General features: G+C 72.4%; 9 protein-coding genes. All 9 read left to right on the forward strand.

The genetic code is table 11. The annotated features are described in order from the left end of the window. The first annotated feature begins 239 nt into the window (after positions 1-239). On the forward strand, positions 240-1,493 hold the full coding sequence (locus D0D37_RS34375) for a cytochrome P450 (protein WP_244223778.1): 1,254 nt from the start codon (positions 240-242) through the stop codon (positions 1,491-1,493). Next, positions 1,490-12,364: a non-ribosomal peptide synthetase gene (locus D0D37_RS34380; RefSeq protein WP_162834608.1), complete on the forward strand. Its 10,875-nt coding sequence runs from the start codon at positions 1,490-1,492 to the stop codon at positions 12,362-12,364. Before D0D37_RS34375 ends, D0D37_RS34380 begins: the two co-directional genes overlap by 4 nt. Beyond that, a complete protein-coding gene (locus tag D0D37_RS34385) occupies positions 12,361-13,155 on the forward strand; it encodes a tryptophan 2,3-dioxygenase family protein (protein ID WP_116204759.1) in 795 nt (264 codons plus the stop codon). The genes D0D37_RS34380 and D0D37_RS34385 overlap by 4 nt, the downstream gene beginning before the upstream one ends. 19 nt (positions 13,156-13,174) lie before the next feature. Beyond that, positions 13,175-13,396 (forward strand): MbtH family protein, encoded by a 222-nt coding sequence (locus D0D37_RS34390; protein ID WP_116204760.1) that lies wholly within the window; start codon positions 13,175-13,177, stop codon positions 13,394-13,396. Continuing rightward, complete coding sequence (locus D0D37_RS34395) at positions 13,393-13,692, forward strand: hypothetical protein (protein ID WP_116204761.1); 300 nt, start codon at positions 13,393-13,395, stop codon at positions 13,690-13,692. Before D0D37_RS34390 ends, D0D37_RS34395 begins: the two co-directional genes overlap by 4 nt. Then, on the forward strand, positions 13,685-14,020 hold the full coding sequence (locus D0D37_RS34400) for an MbtH domain protein (RefSeq protein ID WP_116204762.1): 336 nt from the start codon (positions 13,685-13,687) through the stop codon (positions 14,018-14,020). The genes D0D37_RS34395 and D0D37_RS34400 overlap by 8 nt, the downstream gene beginning before the upstream one ends. Beyond that, the gene (gene sbnA / locus D0D37_RS34405; RefSeq protein WP_208720273.1) at positions 14,017-14,991 is read left to right on the forward strand and encodes a 2,3-diaminopropionate biosynthesis protein SbnA; all 975 of its coding nucleotides are present in this window, start codon (positions 14,017-14,019) and stop codon (positions 14,989-14,991) included. Before D0D37_RS34400 ends, sbnA begins: the two co-directional genes overlap by 4 nt. Positions 14,992-15,002: 11 nt before the next feature. Further along, positions 15,003-16,013: a 2,3-diaminopropionate biosynthesis protein SbnB gene (gene sbnB, locus D0D37_RS34410; protein WP_116204763.1), complete on the forward strand. Its 1,011-nt coding sequence runs from the start codon at positions 15,003-15,005 to the stop codon at positions 16,011-16,013. Further along, positions 16,010-18,573: non-ribosomal peptide synthetase (locus tag D0D37_RS34415; protein WP_116204764.1), on the forward strand; the 2,564-nt coding region annotated here is incomplete at its 3' end. The genes sbnB and D0D37_RS34415, both read left to right, overlap by 4 nt.

The raw sequence follows: 18,573 nt of genomic DNA on the forward strand, positions 1-18,573 counted from the left end.
GGACTCGCCAACCCGCTTTGCGCGGGGTGAAAAAAATGCGCTGTGAAAGGTAGTGCAGCATTGCATCGAATTACGCTCATTGCGCATTGTCCGGGCCATTGAAAGCATTGCTGGAAGGTCTTGCACGAATTCCGTCGGAACCTCTAATGTCGGGCTCGCCGACCGGACAGCGCGCGGAGAGGTCCGGTTCCGGCGCAGGTGACGACCGCCGGGGGCGGCAGAAGACGGAGGGCGGCTTCTTGAGTGCCGAAACTGCGGTCGCGGCGGAAAGCCCGGCGGCGTTCGATTTGGCCGACCCGGCGACCCATGCCGATGCCGACTTGTCCGGACTGTGGCGTCGGCTGCGCGATCGCGAACCGGTTTACCGGCATTCCGAAACGGTGCACGGCCCGGAATTCTGGGTGATCACCCGGCATGCCGACGTGCAGGCGGTGTACAAGGACAACATCCGGTTCACGTCGGAACGCGGCAATCTGCTCACCACTTTGCTGCGCGGCGGCGACACCGCGGCCGGGAAAATGCTCGCGGTCACCGACGGGCCGCGGCAGCGCGAACTGCGCGCGGTGCTTCTCAAGGCGTTCTCGCCGCGGGTGCTCGAGCGGGTCTCCGGACAGGTGCGCCAGTCCACCCGGCGGGCGGTGCGGGCCGCGGTGCGGCGCGGCGCATTCGATTTCGCCGGCGAGGTGGCCGACCGGATCCCGATGACCACCATCTGCGACCTGCTCGGCGTGCCCGAGGCCGACCGGCCGCATCTGCTCCGCCTGAACAAGTCCGCGCTCAGTTCCGACGACGCGGACGAAACGTTCAGCGACGCGTGGGCGGCGCGCAACGAGATCCTGATGTATTTCGCCGAACTGGCCGAGCTGCGCCGCGAAAACCCGGAGGACGACGTGATCAGCGCGCTCGCCACCGGCAGTATCGGCGACCGCGCGCTCACCGTGCACGAGATCATCTTCAACTGCTACAGCCTGGTCATCGGCGGCGACGAAACCGCGCGGCTGTCCATGTGCAGTACGGTGCAGGCGCTGAGCGAGCACAAGGACCAGTGGCGCGCGCTGCGCGATGGCACGGTCGCAACGGAAACCGCGGTCGAAGAGGCGCTTCGCTGGGCGACGCCGGCCATGCACTTCGGCCGGGTCGCCCTCGAAGACGTGGTGCTGCACGACCGCACCATCGCCGCGGGCGACATCGTGACGGTGTGGAACTGCTCGGCGAACCGGGACGAGCGGGTGTTCGACGAGCCCGAGGTGTTCGATCTGGCCCGCCAGCCCAACAAACACGTCACGTTCGGCTTCGGCCCGCACTTCTGCCTCGGGTCCTATCTGGCCCGGGTCGAGATGTCCGCCCTGCTCTCCGCGCTCGCCGAATTCGCCGCGGACATCGACGTGGCGGGGCCGGTGACCCGGGTGCGGTCCAATTTCCTCAGCGGCCCGAGCCGGCTGCCGGTCGCGGTCGTCCCGACCGCCGCCGCCGAGTTGGACTTGGCGCCGTGAGCGACGTCGCGGACCTCTACCCGCTTTCTCCGCTGCAGCAAGGACTGCTGTTCCACACTGTCGCCGACGACCGCGGCGGGATGTACGTGGAACAGGTCGCGTTCCGGGTCGAAGGCCCCTTCGATCCGGACGCTTTCGCCCGCGCGTGGCAGCGCGTGGTCGACCGGCATCCGGCGCTGCGCACCTCGTTCCTGTGGCAGAAGCTGGACCAGCCGGTCCAGGTCGTGCACCGCGAGGCGCGGCTCGACGTGGCAGTGGAGGATTGGCGCGGCGCGAGCGCCGCCGAGCGCGAGCGGCGGCTGGCGGAGTTCCTGCGCGCCGACCACGCCCGCGGGTTCGACGTGGCGCGGGCTCCGCTGCTGCGCATCGCGCTGATCCGGCTCGCCGAGGACGCGTGGGAAATCGTCTGCAGCAACCATCACCTGATCTTCGACGGATGGTCCCGGGCGAGGCTGCTGCGCGAGGTGATGGCGTACTACTCGGCCGCGCCCGGCGCCGAGGTCGACCTTCCGCCGGTCCGGCCGTTCCGCGATTACGTCGGCTGGCTGCAGGCCCGGGACGACCAGGCGGCCGAGAAGACCTGGCGCGACGCGCTCCGCGGGTTCGCCGCGCCGACCGCGCTGCCGGCCGGGGCCACGAACCCCGGCGCAGCGGGATCCGTGAGCGCGGTCGTCGAGCTGGACGAGGAAGCGACGGCGGCCCTGCAGCTGATGTGCCGGGAGCACGGGCTCACCGCGAGCACGGTCGTGCAGGCCGCCTGGGGAGTGCTGCTGGGCAAACACAGCGGCACCGACGACGTGGTGTTCGGCGTGACCGTGGCCGGGCGTCCGCCGCAACTGCCCGGCTCCGAGGACATGATCGGGCTGTTCATCAACACGGTTCCGGTGCGCGTGCGCTGGTCGGACGGCCAGCCGGTCGGCGAGTGGCTACGGGAGCTGCAGCGTTCGGTCGCCGAGCTGCGGCAGCACGAACACACGCCCCTGGCGCGGATCCGGGCGTGGAGCGAAGCACCGGGTGGCGTCGCACTGTTCGACAGCCTGGTGGTCTTCGAGAACTACCCGCTCGGCGACGACTCCGTGCGCGGCGAATCGGAGACGGTGGTGCGCGACGTCCGGGTCGCCGAGCAGACCGACGTGGCATTGACCCTGGTCGCGGCCCCGGGCGACCGGCTCAGCCTCCGCCTGCTGTATGCCGCCGACCGGTACGACGCGCCGACCGCCGCCGATCTGCTCGGTCAGCTCGTTCGCCTGCTGGCCGGCATCGCCGCCGATCCGGCACGCCCGGTCGCCCGGCTGCCGCTTTTGTCCACAGTGGACGAAGCGGACCTGGTGCGGCGGTGGAACCCGGACGCCGGCGAATTGGCCGCGCCGGTTCCGCTGGTGACCCGCTTTCAGGAGCAGGCCCGGACCCGGCCGGACGCGATCGCCGTCGTGCGGGGCGAGGAACAGTTGAGCTATCGCGCGGTGCTGCGGCGCGCGTCCGGCCTCGCGGAACGGCTGCGGGCCGCGGGCGTCGGCCCGGAGACGCTGGTCGGCGTGCTGTCGGAGCGCGGGCCCCAGCAGGTGGTCGCGGTACTGGCCTGCCACCTCGCCGGCGGTGCGTACCTGCCGCTGGACCCGGCTTACCCGGCGGAGCGGATCGGGTACCTGGTGGCCGACAGCCGGACGCCGATCGTCGTGACCACCCCGGACCTCGCGGCGCGGGTGCCGGCCGGGCCGGAGGTCGTCGTCCTGGACGCGCGCGAGGCCGAACCGGTCGACGTGCGGGTGGACCCGGCGCAGCTGGCGTACGTGATCTACACGTCGGGTTCCACCGGACAGCCCAAGGGCGTGCTGGTGCCGCACGGCAACGCGGCCCGGCTGTTCGACGCGACCCAGGACTGGACCGGGTTCGGCGCGCACGACATCTGGAGCTTGTTCCACTCGATCGCGTTCGACTTCTCGGTGTGGGAGCTGTGGGGCGCGCTGGCCCACGGCGGCCGCCTGGTGCTGGTGGACGACCTGACCCGGCGTTCGCCGGACGACTTCGCGGAACTCCTTGCCGAGCAAGCGGTCACCGTGCTGAACCAGACGCCTTCGGCGTTCCTGCCGCTGGCCGCGGCCGCTGGCGAACTGCCCGCCCTGCGCACGGTGATCTTCGGCGGCGAGGCGCTGTCCGCCGAGCAGCTCGCGGGCTGGGCCAGCCGCACCGGGCTGCACCGGCCGCGGTTGGTGAACATGTACGGCATCACCGAGACCACCGTGCACGTGACCCAGCACCGGGTCGCCGACGCCGATCTGCGGCCCGGTGCGGGCTCGGTGATCGGACGGCCGATTTCGGACCTGCGCGGGTACCTGCTGGACGACGACCTGCGCCCGGTGCCGGCGGGCGTGGCGGGCGAGCTTTACGTCGGCGGCGCCGGGCCCGCCCGCGGATACCTCGGCCGGGCCGGACTCTCCGCCGAGCGCTTCCTGCCCGACCCGCACGGCGCGCCGGGCGCCCGGATGTACCGCACCGGCGACCGGGCGCGGGCGCTGCGCGACGGCACGTTCGTCTACCTCGGGCGCAGCGACAGCCAGGTGCAGGTCCGCGGGCACCGCGTCGAGCCCGGCGAGGTCGAAGCCGCGCTTCGCACGCACCCGAACGTGACCGCCGCGCACGTGCTGCTGCGCGACGAGAGGCTGGCCGCTTATTTGGTCACCACCGGCGAGATCGCCGACATCCGCGAACATTTGGCCCGGTCGCTGCCGAGCTATCTGCATCCGGCGCACCACGTGGTTGTCGACGCGTTCCCCTTGACCGCCCACGGCAAGATCGACGCCGCCGCGCTGCCGGCGCCGTCCTCCGACCGCGCCCAGTCCGGTGCCGAGTACGCCGCGCCGGACACCCCGGCCGAACGTGCGCTCGCCGAGATCTGGCAGGACATCCTGGGCGTGCACGCGGTCGGCGTGCACGACAATTTCTTCGGCCTGGGCGGGGATTCGATCCTGAGCATGCGGATCGCGGCGCGGGCGATGCAGGCCGGGCTGCGGATCAACCCGCGGCAGCTGTTCGAGCACCAGACCGTGGCCGAGCTGGCGACGGCGGTCGGCGCCGAAACCGCCGAACCCGCGGTGGCGGAGCCCGATCCGGTCGGCCCGATCCCGCTGACTCCGATCCAGTCCTGGTTCTTCGCCGCGGAACGGCCCGCACCGCACCACTTCAACCAAGCGTTCGCCGTACGGCTCGATCAGCCTGCGGACCCGGATGCGCTGCGAGCCGCGCTCATGCACCTGACCGCGAAGCACGCGGCGCTGCGGCTGCGTTTCGAGCAACGGCCCGACGGCCGGTGGCAGCAGCGGATCGCCGAGCCCGCCGAGCATCCCGAGCTGCTGCGCTGCGTCGACCTGTCCGGGAGCGCCGATCCGGCCGCCGCGTTCGAGGAGATCGCGACTGAAACCCAGACTTCGCTCGCCCTGGACGGCGGCCTGCTGCTGCGCGCGGTGCACGTCCGCCTCGGCGACGACGGCGAGCGGCTGCTGCTGATCGTTCACCACCTGGGAGTAGACGGCGTGTCGTGGCGCGTCCTGCTGGCCGACCTCGCCGCGGCCTACGCCGAGATCTCCCGCGGCCGGGAGGCGCCGGCCCGCGCGTCCGGCACTTCCTTCGCCGCCTGGGCGACCCGGCTGGCGGAGTACGCCGAGTCGGCCGAACTCGCCGCCGAACTCCCGTTCTGGCAGGACATGCTCCGCGCCGCGAACGCGCCGCTGCCGGTCGATTTCCCCGGCGCCGGAACGCAAACGGCCGGCGGCGCGGCAACCGTCACCCGGTCGCTGAACCGGCGGCAGACCCGCTCCCTCCTGCGCGCGGCCTCCGCCCGGGTACGGCCAGTCGAGGTCATGCTCGCCGCCCTCGGCCAGGCGCTGGGGGAGTGGTCCGGCCGCGACCGCGTGGTGGTGGACACCGAAGGGCACGGTCGCGAGACGCGCTGGGCCGGCGTCGACCTCACCGGCACCGTCGGGTGGTTCACCAGCCTCTACCCGCTCGAATTGGTCGCGGGCGATGCGATTTCGGCGTTGCGGCACGCGAAAGCCCGGCTCCGGTCGGTGCCGGACGGCGGCATCGGGTACCAGTTGCTCGCCTACGGCCGCGGCATCCGTTTCGGCGCGGCCGAACGCGACGTCCTGTTCAACTACCTCGGCCAGTTCGACGAGACCCCGGAGAACGGCTCCGGCTGGCGGCTGTCCGGCGAGCCGACCGGCGTGCCGCAGGGCGACCGCGCGCCGCGCCGGTATGCGCTGGAAGTCACCGCCGCCGTCGCGAACGGCAAGCTCCAGGTCCGCTGGACCTACAGCCCCGGCCAGCACCGCGAATCCACCGTGGCACGGCTGGCCTCCCGCTTCCTCGATCGCGTCGCGGAGTTCGCCGAAGCCGCGGAGGACGCCGCGCTGGCGACCCCGCAGGACTTCCCGCTCGCGACGGTCAGCCAGGACGCGGTAGACCGGCTCGCGGCGCTGCCCGGCGGTCTCGAAGACCTGTATCCGTTGTCGCCCATGCAGCAAGGGATGTTGTTCCACCTGCTTTATGCGCCGGAGGGCGGCGTGAACGTCGAGCAGGTGACCTGCCGGCTCACCGGCGACCTCGACGTGCCGTCGCTGCGTTCGGCGTGGGCTGCGGTGGTGGCGCACCACCCGGTGCTGCGCACTTCGTTCCACTGGCGCGACGGCGATTCCCCGCTGCAAGCGGTGCACCGCACGGCGGAAGTGCCGTGGCGGGAGCTGGACTGGCGCGACCGGGCACCCGCCGAACAACGCGAAGCTCTGGCCGGCCTGCTGCGCGCGGACCGGGCGGAGCGGTTCCGTCCGGAAACCGCGCCGCTGATGCGGCTGACGCTGATCCGCACCGGCGAGGACACTCGCGAGCTGATCTGGACTCACCACCATCTCCTGTTGGACGGCTGGTCGCTGGCCCGTGTGTTCCAGGAAGTCCTCGCGTTCCAGCGGGCCGCGCTGACCGGCATCGAGTTCGTCCCGGCGCCGGCCCGGCCGTACCGCGATTACCTGGGCTGGCTCGCCGAGCGCGACCCGGCACAGGCGGAAGCCTTCTGGCGCAAGGAATTCGGCGGCGTCAGCGCGCCGACGCCGTTGCCGGCCGAACCGGGCGAGCCGGTCCCGGCCACCGGGTCCGCGACCGAGATCGTGCACCTGACCGCCGAGCAGACCGCCGCCGTACAAGACTTCGGCCGGCGCAACCAGGTCACGCTCGGCACCCTGGTGCACGCCGCCTGGGCGCTGGTGCTGCACCGGCACAGCACGGAGCCCGAGGTGGTGTTCGGCACCGTCGTGGCCGGCCGGCCCGCGGACCTGTCCGGCGCCGAAGGCATGGTCGGGCAGTTCATCAACACCCAGCCGGTGCGGCTCGCGGTCGAGCCGGACCGGCAGGCGCTGGACTGGCTGCACGACGTGCAGCGCGCGCTCGCCGACGCGCGCCAGTTCGAGTTCACCCCCCTGGTGGAGATTCACGGCGCCAGCGCGGTGCCCCGGGACCAGCCGTTGTTCGAGTCGGTGCTGGTGTTCGAGAACTACCTGGTCGAGCAACTGCCGGAAGCCGCGGCGGCCCGTCCCGCCGGAATGCCGGCGGTGGACCGGTTGCAGGGGCACGAGCAGACCAACTACCCGCTGACGCTGATCTCGGCGCCCGGCGAGCAGGTCCGGCTCCAGTTGCTCTACGACGGCGACCGCTACCGTCCGCAGACCGCTCGGCGGCTGCTCGACCAGGTCCGCACCGTGCTGGGCGCGCTGGCGGACGATCCGCGGCGCACCGTCGCGGACCTGCCGGTGCTGGCCGAGGACGAGGCCCGGCAGGTGCTCCTCGAGTGGAACGACACCGCGGTGCCGTTCCCGCTGGACCAGACGTTCCCGCAGCTGTTCCGGGCGCAAGCGGCGCGCACTCCCGACGCGCTCGCGGTGGCCGACGACGACCGTGAGCTGACCTACGCCGAACTGGCCGCGGCCGCCGCGGGTCTCGCGCACCGCCTGCGGAGCCTCGGCGTGGAGCCGGAGACCAAGGTCGCGCTGTGCCTGGACCGCTCGATCGACCTGATCATCGCGATCCTCGCGGTGTGGCAGGCCGGCGGCGCGTATCTGCCGGTGGACACCGCGCTTTCCGCGCAGCGCATCGCCTTCATGCTCGACGACGCCCGCGCGGCGGTCGTGGTCGCCACCAACGCGAACCGCACCGCCCTCCCGCCGACGGACGCACAGGTCGTCTGCGTAGACGACGCTGACCTGCCCAGCGCGGTCCAGCCGCCGGCTCCGCGGACTGGGCCGGACCACCTCGCGTACGTCATTTACACCTCCGGCTCCACCGGCCTGCCCAAGGGCGCGATGGTCGAGCAGCGCGGGATGGTCAACCACTTGCTCGCGAAGGTCCGCGCCCTCGGCCTTTCCGCCGGCGACACGGTGGCCGCCACCGCGTCGCCGTCCTTCGACATCTCGGTGTGGCAGTTCTTCTCGGCGCTGCTGGTCGGCGGCAGTGTGCGGGTGTTCGCCGACCAGGTGGCCCACGACCCGGTCCGGCTGATGGCCGAGACCGCGCGCCGGAACGTGACGATCCTCGAAGTGGTGCCCTCGATGCTTCGCGCGATCGAGGCATCCGAGACGCCCGAAGAGCTGCCCGCCCTGCGGTGGCTGCTGCTGACCGGCGAGGCACTGCCCGCCGACCTCTGCCGGGCCTGGCTCGCCCAGCATCCGCGGATTCCGCTGCTCAACGCCTTCGGCCCGACGGAATGCTCCGATGACGTCACGCACCACGTCATCGCGGCCCCGCCCGCCGCGGAGGCTTCCGGGGTGCCGATCGGCACGCCGTTGCCGAACACCCGGCTGTACGTCCTGGACAACCGGCAGCGTCCGGTGCCGCTCGGCGCGCCCGGCGAATTGTGCGTGGCCGGCAGCGGAGTCGGCCGCGGGTACGCCGGACGGCCCGGCCGCACCGCGTCGTCGTTCCTGCCGGATCCGTTCGGGCCGCCGGGCGCGCGGCTTTACCGCACCGGCGACCTGGTGCGCGCCGCGGCGGACGGCACGCTGGAATTCCTCGGCCGCATCGACCACCAGGTGAAGCTGCGCGGTTTCCGGATCGAACTCGGCGAGATCGAGGCGGTTCTGCACCGGCACCCGGCCGTGCGCGACGCGGTCGTCCTGCTCCGCGAGGACGTGCCGGGCAACCAACAGCTCGTCGCGTACGCGGTGACGGGTTCCGCCGACCCGGACCTCCGAGCGCACTGCGCGGAGGGCCTGCCCGGGTACATGGTGCCGTCGGCGTTCGTCCGGCTGGACGCGCTTCCGCTGACCCCCAACGGAAAACTGGACCGGCGTGCGCTCCCGGCGGTCGCCGGGGCCGGCACCGCCGCCGAGGCGGACCGGCCGCGACCCGGCATGGAGGAACTGGTCGCCACCGTCTGGTCGACCGTCCTGGGCGGGACGGACGTGGGCCGGCAGTCGGCGTTCTTCGCGCTGGGCGGGCATTCGCTCTCGGCGATGCGGGTGATCGCCCGTCTGTCCGCTTTGGTGCACGCGGAACTCCCGTTGCGCGCCTTGTTCGACAACCCGACGCTCGCGGACTTCGCCCGGTTCGTCGAGCGAGCGCGGGCGACGGAAGATTCAGCGCCGGCGCTGACCCCGGTACCGCGTGCTGGCGTGGTCCCGCTTTCTTTTGCGCAGCAACGTCTTTGGTTCCTCGATCGCTGGGCACCCGGAAGCTCGGCGTACAACCTGCCGATGGCCGTGCGCCTCACCGGCGACCTGAACGTCACCGCACTGGCGGATGCCGTGCGGACCGTCGTGCACCGCCACGAATCCTTGCGCACCACCTTTTCCAGTGAGGACGGCACGCCGTACCAGGTAATCGCCGAAACACCGGAGGTCCGGCTGCCGGTGGTCGACCTGAGCGAACTCGACCGGGCGGACGCGCTCGCGCGGGCTACGGCGCTGGCGCAGCAGGACGCGCGCACGCCGTTCGATCTCGAAACCGGCCCGCTGCTGCGGACGGCGCTGGTGCGGCTGGCCGAAGACGACCACGTCCTCCTGCTGAATCTGCACCACATCGTCAGCGACGGCTGGTCGTCCGGCGTGCTGGTCGCGGAGCTGAGCGAGAGCTACGCCGCGGCGGTCGAACACCGGCCGGCGGTGCTGCCGGAACTGCCGGTACAGTACCCGGATTTCTCGGTGTGGCAACGCGATCTGCTCAGCGGCGACCGGCTGGAACGCAAGCTCGCGCAGTGGCGGGAGAAGCTGGCCGGCGCGCCCGGACTGCTCGCGCTTCCCACCGACCGGCCGCGGCCGGCCGTGCAGACCCACCGGGGCGCGAACGTCGCGGTCGACCTGCCTGCGCGAGTGGCGGCGGCCGCGCGCGAACTGGGCAACGCGGAAGGCGCGACGGTCTTCATGGTCCTGTTCGCCGCCTTCGCGACCGTGCTGTCCGGCTACAGCGGCCAGCGGGACTTGCTGATCGGCACCCCGATCGCCAACCGCTCGCGGCCCGAACTGGAGCCGCTGATCGGGTTCTTCGCCAACACCCTGGTGTTGCGCGCCGACCTGACGGGTGCACCCACCGGCCGGGAACTGCTCGCCCGGGTGCGCGACACCACCGTGGACGCCTACACCCAGCAAGACGTGCCGTTCGAGCTGCTGGTCGACGCGGTGCGGCCGGAGCGCTCGCCGAGCCACAGCCCCCTGGTGCAGGTGCTGTTCGTGCTGCAGAACGCGCCGGCCGGCGGTGCGCCGTGGCCGGGCCTGGAAATCAGCGCGGTGCACGACCGGCCGGCCGGCGACACCGCACGCTTCGACCTGACCCTCTCGGTGCGCGAATCCGCCGAAGGGCTGCACGCCAACGTCGAATACAACACCGACCTCTTCGACCAGGCGACGATCCTCCGCCTGATGCGTTCGTACGAAAGCGTGCTGGGGGCGCTGGCCGAGGATCCGGAGCGGCAGGTGTCGGAGCTGCCGTTGCTGCCCGCGCCGGAACTCGCCGCGCAGGCCACGCTCACCGGCCCCGCCGTCGAACTGCCGGAGACCACCCTGGTCGCGCTGGTGCGCGCACAAGCGCAGCGAACACCCGACGCGGTCGCAGTGTCCTCGGCCGGACGCGAGCTGACCTACCGGGCCCTGTGGACCAAGGCCGAGCGGCTGGCCCAGCGGTTGCGCGCGTCCGGGATCGGCCCGGAGGACCGGGTCGGCGTCTGCCTGGACCGGTCGCCGGAGCTGGTCGTCGCGGTGCTCGGGGTTCTGGTCGCCGGCGCCGCCTATCTGCCGCTCGATCCGGAGCACCCGGCAGAACGGCTCGCGTCGCTGCTGGCCGACAGCGAGGCCGCGGCGCTGGTCACCGACCGCGCGTCCGCGTCGGCCGTCGAGACGGTGCACCCCGGCGAGGGAGCCGATCCGCGACGCGGGCGGGAGGCGGCACCGGACAATCTCGCCTACGTCATCTACACCTCGGGCTCGACCGGCCGGCCCAAAGCGGCGATGAACACGCACCGCGCGATCGTCAACCGGTTGCAGTGGATGCAGGACACCTACCGCCTCGACGGCGACGACCGGGTGCTGCAGAAAACGCCGGCCACCTTCGACGTGTCGGTGTGGGAGTTCTTCTGGCCGCTGCTGACCGGCGCACGGCTGGTGCTCGCCGCGCCCGGCGGCCACCGGGATCCGCGTTATCTGGCTGAGCTGGCCGACGAACAAGCCGTCACCACGGCGCATTTCGTTCCGGCCATGCTCTCGGCGTTCGTCGATACGCCGGAATCCGCCCGCGCGAGTTCCTTGCGCCGGCTGATCGCCAGCGGCGAGGCGCTGTCCGCGGAAGTGGTCCGCGCGGTCGCGGCAAGGTTGCCCGGCGCGGCGCTGCACAACCTGTACGGGCCGACCGAGGCTGCGGTCGACGTGACGCACTGGCCATGCCCGCCGGACCCGATCGGCACCGTGCCGCTCGGTGCACCAGTGGCCAACACTCGGATCCACGTGCTGGATCGCCTCCTGCGGCCGGTGCCCGCCGGGGTTCCCGGCGAGCTGTGCATCGGCGGCGTGCAAGTCGGCCGCGGCTACCACGGCCGGCCTGGCCTGACCGCCGAACGCTTCGTGCCCGACCCGGCCGGGAATCCCGGCGCCCGGCTGTACCGCACCGGCGACCAAGTGAGGCTGCGCGCCGACGGTGTGCTCGAATTCCTCGGTCGCCTCGACCACCAGGTCAAGATTCGCGGTCAGCGCATCGAGCCCGGCGAAGTGGACGCGGTGCTCGCGGCGCATCCGGACGTTCGGGCGGCGGTCACCGTCGTGCACGGGACCGGCGACCGGGCGCGCTTGGTCGGGTACGTCGTCGCGGAGTCCGAAGTGGACGATGCGGGGCTGCGTTCGCACTGCGCTCGCACGCTGCCCGCCTATATGGTGCCCGCCGCGTTCGTGCGGCTCGCGGAATTCCCGTTGTCGCCCAACGGGAAGATCGACCGGAAAGCCTTGCGGACGGCGGCCGGCGACGAACTCGGCGGGGTCGCGTACCGGGCGCCGGCGACGCCGTCCGAGGAACGGGTCGCGAAGGTGTGGCAGGTCGTGCTCGGCGCGCCCGAAGTCGGCGCGGACGACAATTTCTTCGCGCTCGGCGGCCATTCCCTGCTGGCGACCCGGGTGCACGCCCGGCTGCGCGCCGAATTCCAGTCCGACCTGCCGCTGCGGGCGCTGTTCGAGCTGCCGACCGTCGCCGCGCTGGCGGCCGAACTCGACCGCCGGTCCGCGGCCGGGCCCGCCGCGGACGCGGGCGCCATCCGGGCGGTGGGCCGCGACGGCTACCGCCGCCGGAAATCCGAACTCCGAATGCCGCGCGCGACCGCTCCGGCAGCGCCGCCCAGAGGGGGAGATGCGGGATGACCGACCTGCCCGGCACCGCCGAGCTGACCTACGGAAGCTACCTCGAACTGGATGCCCTGCTGCGGCTCCAGCGCCCGGTGAGCGAACCCGAGCACCCGGACGAACTGCACTTCATCGTCACCCACCAGGCGATGGAGTTGTGGTTCAAGGTGATGATCCACGAGCTGTACCGGGTGCTGCCCTGCCTGGCCGCCCGGCACTGGGCGCGCGCGGTCACCCGGATGCGCCGGGTCAACGAGATCTTCGCCGCCCAGATCGCGCAGATGCAGACCCTGAACACGCTGGAGCCGAGTGCCTTCCTGCAGTTCCGGCACGCGCTCGGCACCGCGAGCGGATTCCAGTCCGTGCAGTTCCGGGTGCTCGAAGTGTTGGTCGGCTTGCGCGAGCCGGGTTATCTCGCGCAGCTCGCGTCGGCCAGCAGCGGCGTGCTGCCGTCGGAGGTGACCGCCGCGCTCGCCGCGCCGAGCCTCGCCGAAGTGGCCGTCGGGGCGCCGCGCGCCGCGGGCGCCGACGACTGGCAGGCGGTGTACGCGGAACCGGACCGGCATGCCGCGCTGGTGCTGCTCGGCGAGGAGTTGCTGGACCACGACCGGATGTGGCTGCGCTGGCGGCACGAGCACCTGTGCCTGGTCGAACGGATCATCGGCCGGCTGGTGCGCGGCACCGGCGGCGGATCGTCCGGCTATCTCGAAGGCCGGGCCGCGCAACGGGTTTTCCCGTTCTTGTGGGACCTGCGGCGGCAGCTGACCTTGGCCACCGAAAAGAACACCGAGAAAGAACCGCGCCGCTGAGCGCGCCGGAGGAGGAACCGTGTTCGAGGACGACGACGAAACCACCGTCTACCACGTGGTGGTCAACCACGAGGAGCAGTATTCGATCTGGCCCGCGGACCGGGAGATCCCGGCCGGCTGGCGCAGCGAGGGCACCTCGGGCACCAAGAAGGAGTGCCTGGCCCACGTGGACGAGGTGTGGACCGACATGCGGCCGCTGAGCCTGCGCAAGCAGATGGCCGCCGAGGCCGCGGCACAGTGAGCGCGGCCGCACTGCCCGGGTACTGCAAAGCCTTTCCGCTGGGCCAGTTCCGCCGGTTCCCCGGCTGGACCGCGGCGGCCGCGCCGGCGCAGGCCGGTCTCGGCGACGACGACCTCGGCTATCTCGGCGACGACTACGCGGTGCGCGCCGATCCGGTGACCGGCGAACCGCTGCTGTTCGGCGGCGACGCCGCCGGATGGCGCGAATTCTGCACCGCCGAGCTGGGTTTCGCGGTGCCCGCCGACCTCGCGGACACCGCCGATTCGGAAAACCAAGGAGGACAACGCAATGGATGAGCTGGTGCAGCGCCTGTCGGAGGGCACGCACCCGGTGGCCGTCGGCGGACCGGTGGCGACGCTGGCCGAACTGCACCGCCGGGTCGACGAGCTGGGCTTCGTGTTCGTGAAGTTCACCGGGACCACCGGCGGCACCGACCTCGGCGTCCGGCTCGACCGCGAACGCTGCGCACTCGACGGCGCGGACTTCGCACAGGGCTCCGGCGCCGTGCACTTGGAGGGCAGCCTGGTGCTCAATGACGAACCGGTGCGCTGCGTGGCGGACATCGACCTGGCCACGCTGAGCGGCACCGGCCGGCTGGTCGCGACGACCAGCGCGGACGCGTGACCGACCACGCGCTGCTCGCGCGGCTGGACGGCATCGGCGCCGGCTTCGCGCGCACTCCGGTCGCGCGGCTCGCGCACGAGCGGCTGCGGCTGTACGCGAAGCTCGAATTCCAGAACCCGACCGGCAGCGTGAAGGACCGTTCGGCGTACCTGATCCTGCGCCGCGCGGCCGAGCGGGGCGAGCTGACCTCGGCCAGCGTCGTGGTGGAGTCCTCGTCCGGGAACTTCGCGATCTCGCTGGCGTCGTTCTGTCGCGCGGCAGGCCTGTCCTTCGTGCCGGTGATCGACCCGAACACGAACCCCGCCACCGAACGGTTCCTGCGCGCGGCCTGCGAGCGGGTGGAGAAGGTGACCGTACGGGACGAAAGCGGCGGGTTCCTGCTCAGCCGGCTGGCCGCGGTGCGCCGGCTGCGGGCGGGCCTGCCGGACGGGTACTGGCCCAACCAGTACGAGAACGCCGACGCCGCGGACGCGCACGAGTTGACGACCGGCGCCGAGCTGTGCGCGGCGCTGGAGCGGATCGACTACGTGTTCGTCGGGGTCGGCACCGGCGCGACGATCGCCGGAGTTTCCCGCTGCGTCAAACGGCTGCGGCCGCGGGCGAAGGTGGTCGCGGTGGATGCCGAGGGGTCGGCGATCTTCGGGAGCCCGCCGCGCGCCCGGCACATCCCGGGGCTCGGCTCGGCGATCCGGCCGCCGATGGCGGGCCGGGCGGAGATCGACGACGTGGTGATCGTCCCGGAGACCGAAGCTGTCGCCGCCTGCCACGACCTGGTGCGCGAGCACGGCATCTACGCCGGCGGGTCCACCGGCAGCGTCTACGCCGCGATCGAACGGTACTTCGCCGGGTACCGCGGACCGGCCCCGGTGGTCGCCATGCTGTGCGCGGACCGGGGCACCGCGTACGCGGACACCGTCTACCGGCCAGGCTGGCTCGCCGAGCGCCTGCCCTCGCCGGTGCTGAGCATCTGAAAGGGATTCCCATGCCCGAGCTGGCGCCGCCCGAACTGACCGTGATCACCGGAAGCGACGCGCGCAAGCACCTCGACGCCGCGCGGCCGGAGTGCGCCGACGTGGTCCGCCGCGCTTACCTCGTCCACGCGGCGGGGGACTCTTCGTTGCCGCACAGCAGTTTCCTGCGGTTCCCGGGGCGCGAGTCCGACCGGATCATCGCGCTGCCCGGGTATCTCGGCGGGGAATTCGACGTCGCCGGGCTCAAGTGGATCGCCAGCGTCCCGGGCAACAAGAACCACGGCCTGCCGCGCGCGTCGGCGGTGCTGCTGCTCAACGACCCGGCGACCGGATTCGCTTACGCCTGCTTGGAATCCTCGCTGATCTCGGCGACCCGCACGGCCGCATCGGCGGTGCTCGCGGCCGAGGCGCTGACCGGCGGGCGGACCGCGCGCCGGATCGGGTTCGTCGGCGCCGGCCTGATCGCCGACCACGTGCGCCGGTTCTTCGCCGATCTGTCCTGGGAGGTCGGCGGCTACCGGTTGTTCGACACCGACCCGGCTGCCGCGCACCGGTTCGCCGAGCGGCTGCCCGGTCCCGACGTCGTCGTCGCGGACGAGGTGTCCGGCGCCTTCGAAGACTGCGACCTCGTAGTGCTCGCCACCGTCGCGGGCACGCCGCACCTGCACGATCCGAAGCTGCTGGCGCACCGGCCGGTGGTGCTGCACCTGTCGCTGCGCGACCTGGGCGAGGACTTGGTGCTGGGCGCGCAGAATTTCACCGACGACATCGACCACGTGATGCGCGAGCGCACTTCGCTGCACCTGGCGCAGCAGCGGGTCGGGCACCGCGATTTCGTCGCCGGCACCCTCGCCGACGTGCTGACCGGCACGGTCTCCCGCGATCCGGAGCGGGCCGCGGTGTTCTCGCCGTTCGGACTGGGCGTGCTGGACCTCGCGGTCGGCTCCTGGCTCGCCGAACGGGTGCGCGCGGCGGGCACCGCGCAGTCCGCCGCGGACTTCCACCCGGAGGTCGGCTGGTGACCGGCATCGACCCGGGCGTGGAGCAGGACGTCTTCGTCCTGCCCGCGTCCTATGCGCAGCAGCGGCTGTGGTTCCTCGACCAGCTCGAACCGGGCAGCCCGGCCTACCTCATCCCGATGGCCGTGCGGCTGTCCGGCCGGCTCGGCGCCCCGGCGCTGCGGCAAGCTCTGCGCACCGTGGCCGACCGGCACGAAACCTTGCGGACCACGCTGGCCGACATCGACCAGTCCGGCGTGCCGAGCCAGCTCGTCGCCCCGGCCGCCGACGTCGCGCTGCCGGTAGTCGACCTCTCCGGCCTGCCCGAGGCGGACCGCGCCGAGGTCGCGGCGCGGCTGGCCGCCGCGGAAGCCGCCGCACCGTTCGACCTGGCGACCGGGCCGCTGCTGCGGGTCCGCCTGCTCCGCCTCGGACCCGCGGACCACGTGCTGCTGACCACCATGCACCACGCGATCGCCGACGGATGGTCGCTCGGCAATTTCGCTCGCGAGCTCGGCATCTGCTACCAGGCCGCGGCGGAGGGCCGCAAGCCGGAGCTGCCGGAGCTGCCCGTCCAGTACGCGGATTACGCGGTGTGGCAACGGGAACAGCTCTCCGGCGCCGGGCTGGAGCGCGAACTGGGCTACTGGCGCGACCGGCTGGCCGGCGCTCCCGCGCTGCTCGACCTCCCGCTGGACCGGCCGCGCCCGCCAGTGCCGGCGGCGCGGTCCGCGCAGGTCGCCGTGCGCTGGCCGGCCGAGCTGCGCGACGGGCTCGCGCTGCTCGGCCACGAGCACGGCGCCACGCTGTTCATGGTGCTGCTGGCCGGTTTCAGCGCGGTGCTGGCCCGGCACAGCGGTTCGCCGGACGTGGTCGTCGGCACACCGGTCGCCGGCCGCGGCCGTCCGGAACTGGACGGCATGATCGGCCTGCTGGTCAACACTCTGGCGCTGCGCACGGACGTGTCCGGCGACCCGGGTTTCGGCGCCCTGCTCGACCAGGTGCGGGAGAACTGCCTGGACGCCTACAGCCACCAGGACCTGCCGTTCGAGCGGCTGGTCGAGGCGCTGCAGCCGGAGCGGAACCTGCGGCACAACCCGGTGGTGCAGGTGCTTTTCGCGCTGCAGAACACGCCGGCGGCGGACCGGGACTGGCCCGGGCTGCGGTCGGTGCCGTTCCGCCGGGAGCACCGCGGAGGCACCGCGAAGTTCGACCTCAGCCTGTTCGTCACCGACATCGGTGCGAACGGACTGGACGTGGTGTTCGAGTACGACGGCGCGTTGTTCGACCACGCGACTGTCGAACGCCTCACCGGACATCTGCGTACGCTGCTGGCCGCTGCCGTCGGGGATCCCGTCGCGCCGGTGAGCACGCTTCCGATGCTGAGCGCGGCCGAGCTGGACGACATGACCCGGTCGGCCGACGGCGGTCCGGCGGCCGGTCGGACGCCCGTGCTTGAACGGTTCCGCGCCCAGGCCGCCCGCACTCCGGACGCGATCGCTGTGCGGTGCGGCGAAACCGCGGTGACCTACCGGGAACTGGACGAGCGCGCCAACCAGCTCGCCGGGCATTTGCGCGGCCTCGGCGTGCGCGCCGAAACCCTGGTGGCGGTCTGCCTCGACCGCACGCCGGCGCTGGTGGTCGCGCTGCTGGCGGTGCTGAAAGCAGGCGGCGGCTACCTGCCGCTGGACCCGGCGTATCCGGCGGAGCGGCTGAACGCGATGCTGGCCGACAGCGGCGCCGAGATCGCCGTCACCCGCGAGGCGCTGGCGGATCGGTTGCCCAGTAACGGAATGTGCACGGTCACCGTCGACGGGGCCGCCGCGGCGATCGCCGCACAGCCGGTGCACGCTCCGGACGAGGCGGTCTCGGGCGGGCAAACCGCGTACGTCCTCTATACCTCCGGCTCGACCGGCACGCCGAAGGGCGTGCAGATCACCCACGCCAACGTGGCGGCGCTGGTGGGCTGGGCGAGTTCCGCATTCCCGCTCGACGGGTCGGACGGGATGCTGGCCGCTACGTCGGTGTGCTTCGACCTTTCGGTGTTCGAGATCTTCCTGCCGCTGAGTCTCGGCGCGCGCGTCGTGCTCGTCGACAGCGCGCTGGCCATGCTGGACACGCCGCTGCCGGACGTCACGCTGGTGAACACCGTGCCGTCAGTGCTCGCGGAAGTGTTGCGTGACGGGGAACTGCCGCCCGGCGTGCGCACAGTCTGCCTTGCCGGAGAACCGCTGCCGGGATCGCTGGTCGACGCCGCATACCGGCAGGCGGCCGTCCGGGCAGTGCACAATCTCTACGGACCCAGTGAAGCCACCACGTACTCGACCGCGGCGCTCGTGCCCGCCGGTGCCGAGCTGCCGCCGCCGGTCGGGACGCCGATCGCCGGAACCCGCGCGTACGTGCTGGACCGGTGGTTGCGGCCGGCGCCGAGCGGCGTCGCGGGGGAGCTGTACCTCGGCGGCGCCGGGGTGGCCCGCGGATACTTCCGCCGGCCGGGGCTGACCGCGGACCGGTTCGTGCCCGATCCGTTCTCCGCCGAACCGGGGGCTCGGCTGTACCGGACCGGCGATCCCGCCCGTTGGCG

Source organism: Amycolatopsis circi, assembly GCF_003385235.1.
Classification (GTDB): domain Bacteria; phylum Actinomycetota; class Actinomycetes; order Mycobacteriales; family Pseudonocardiaceae; genus Amycolatopsis; species Amycolatopsis circi.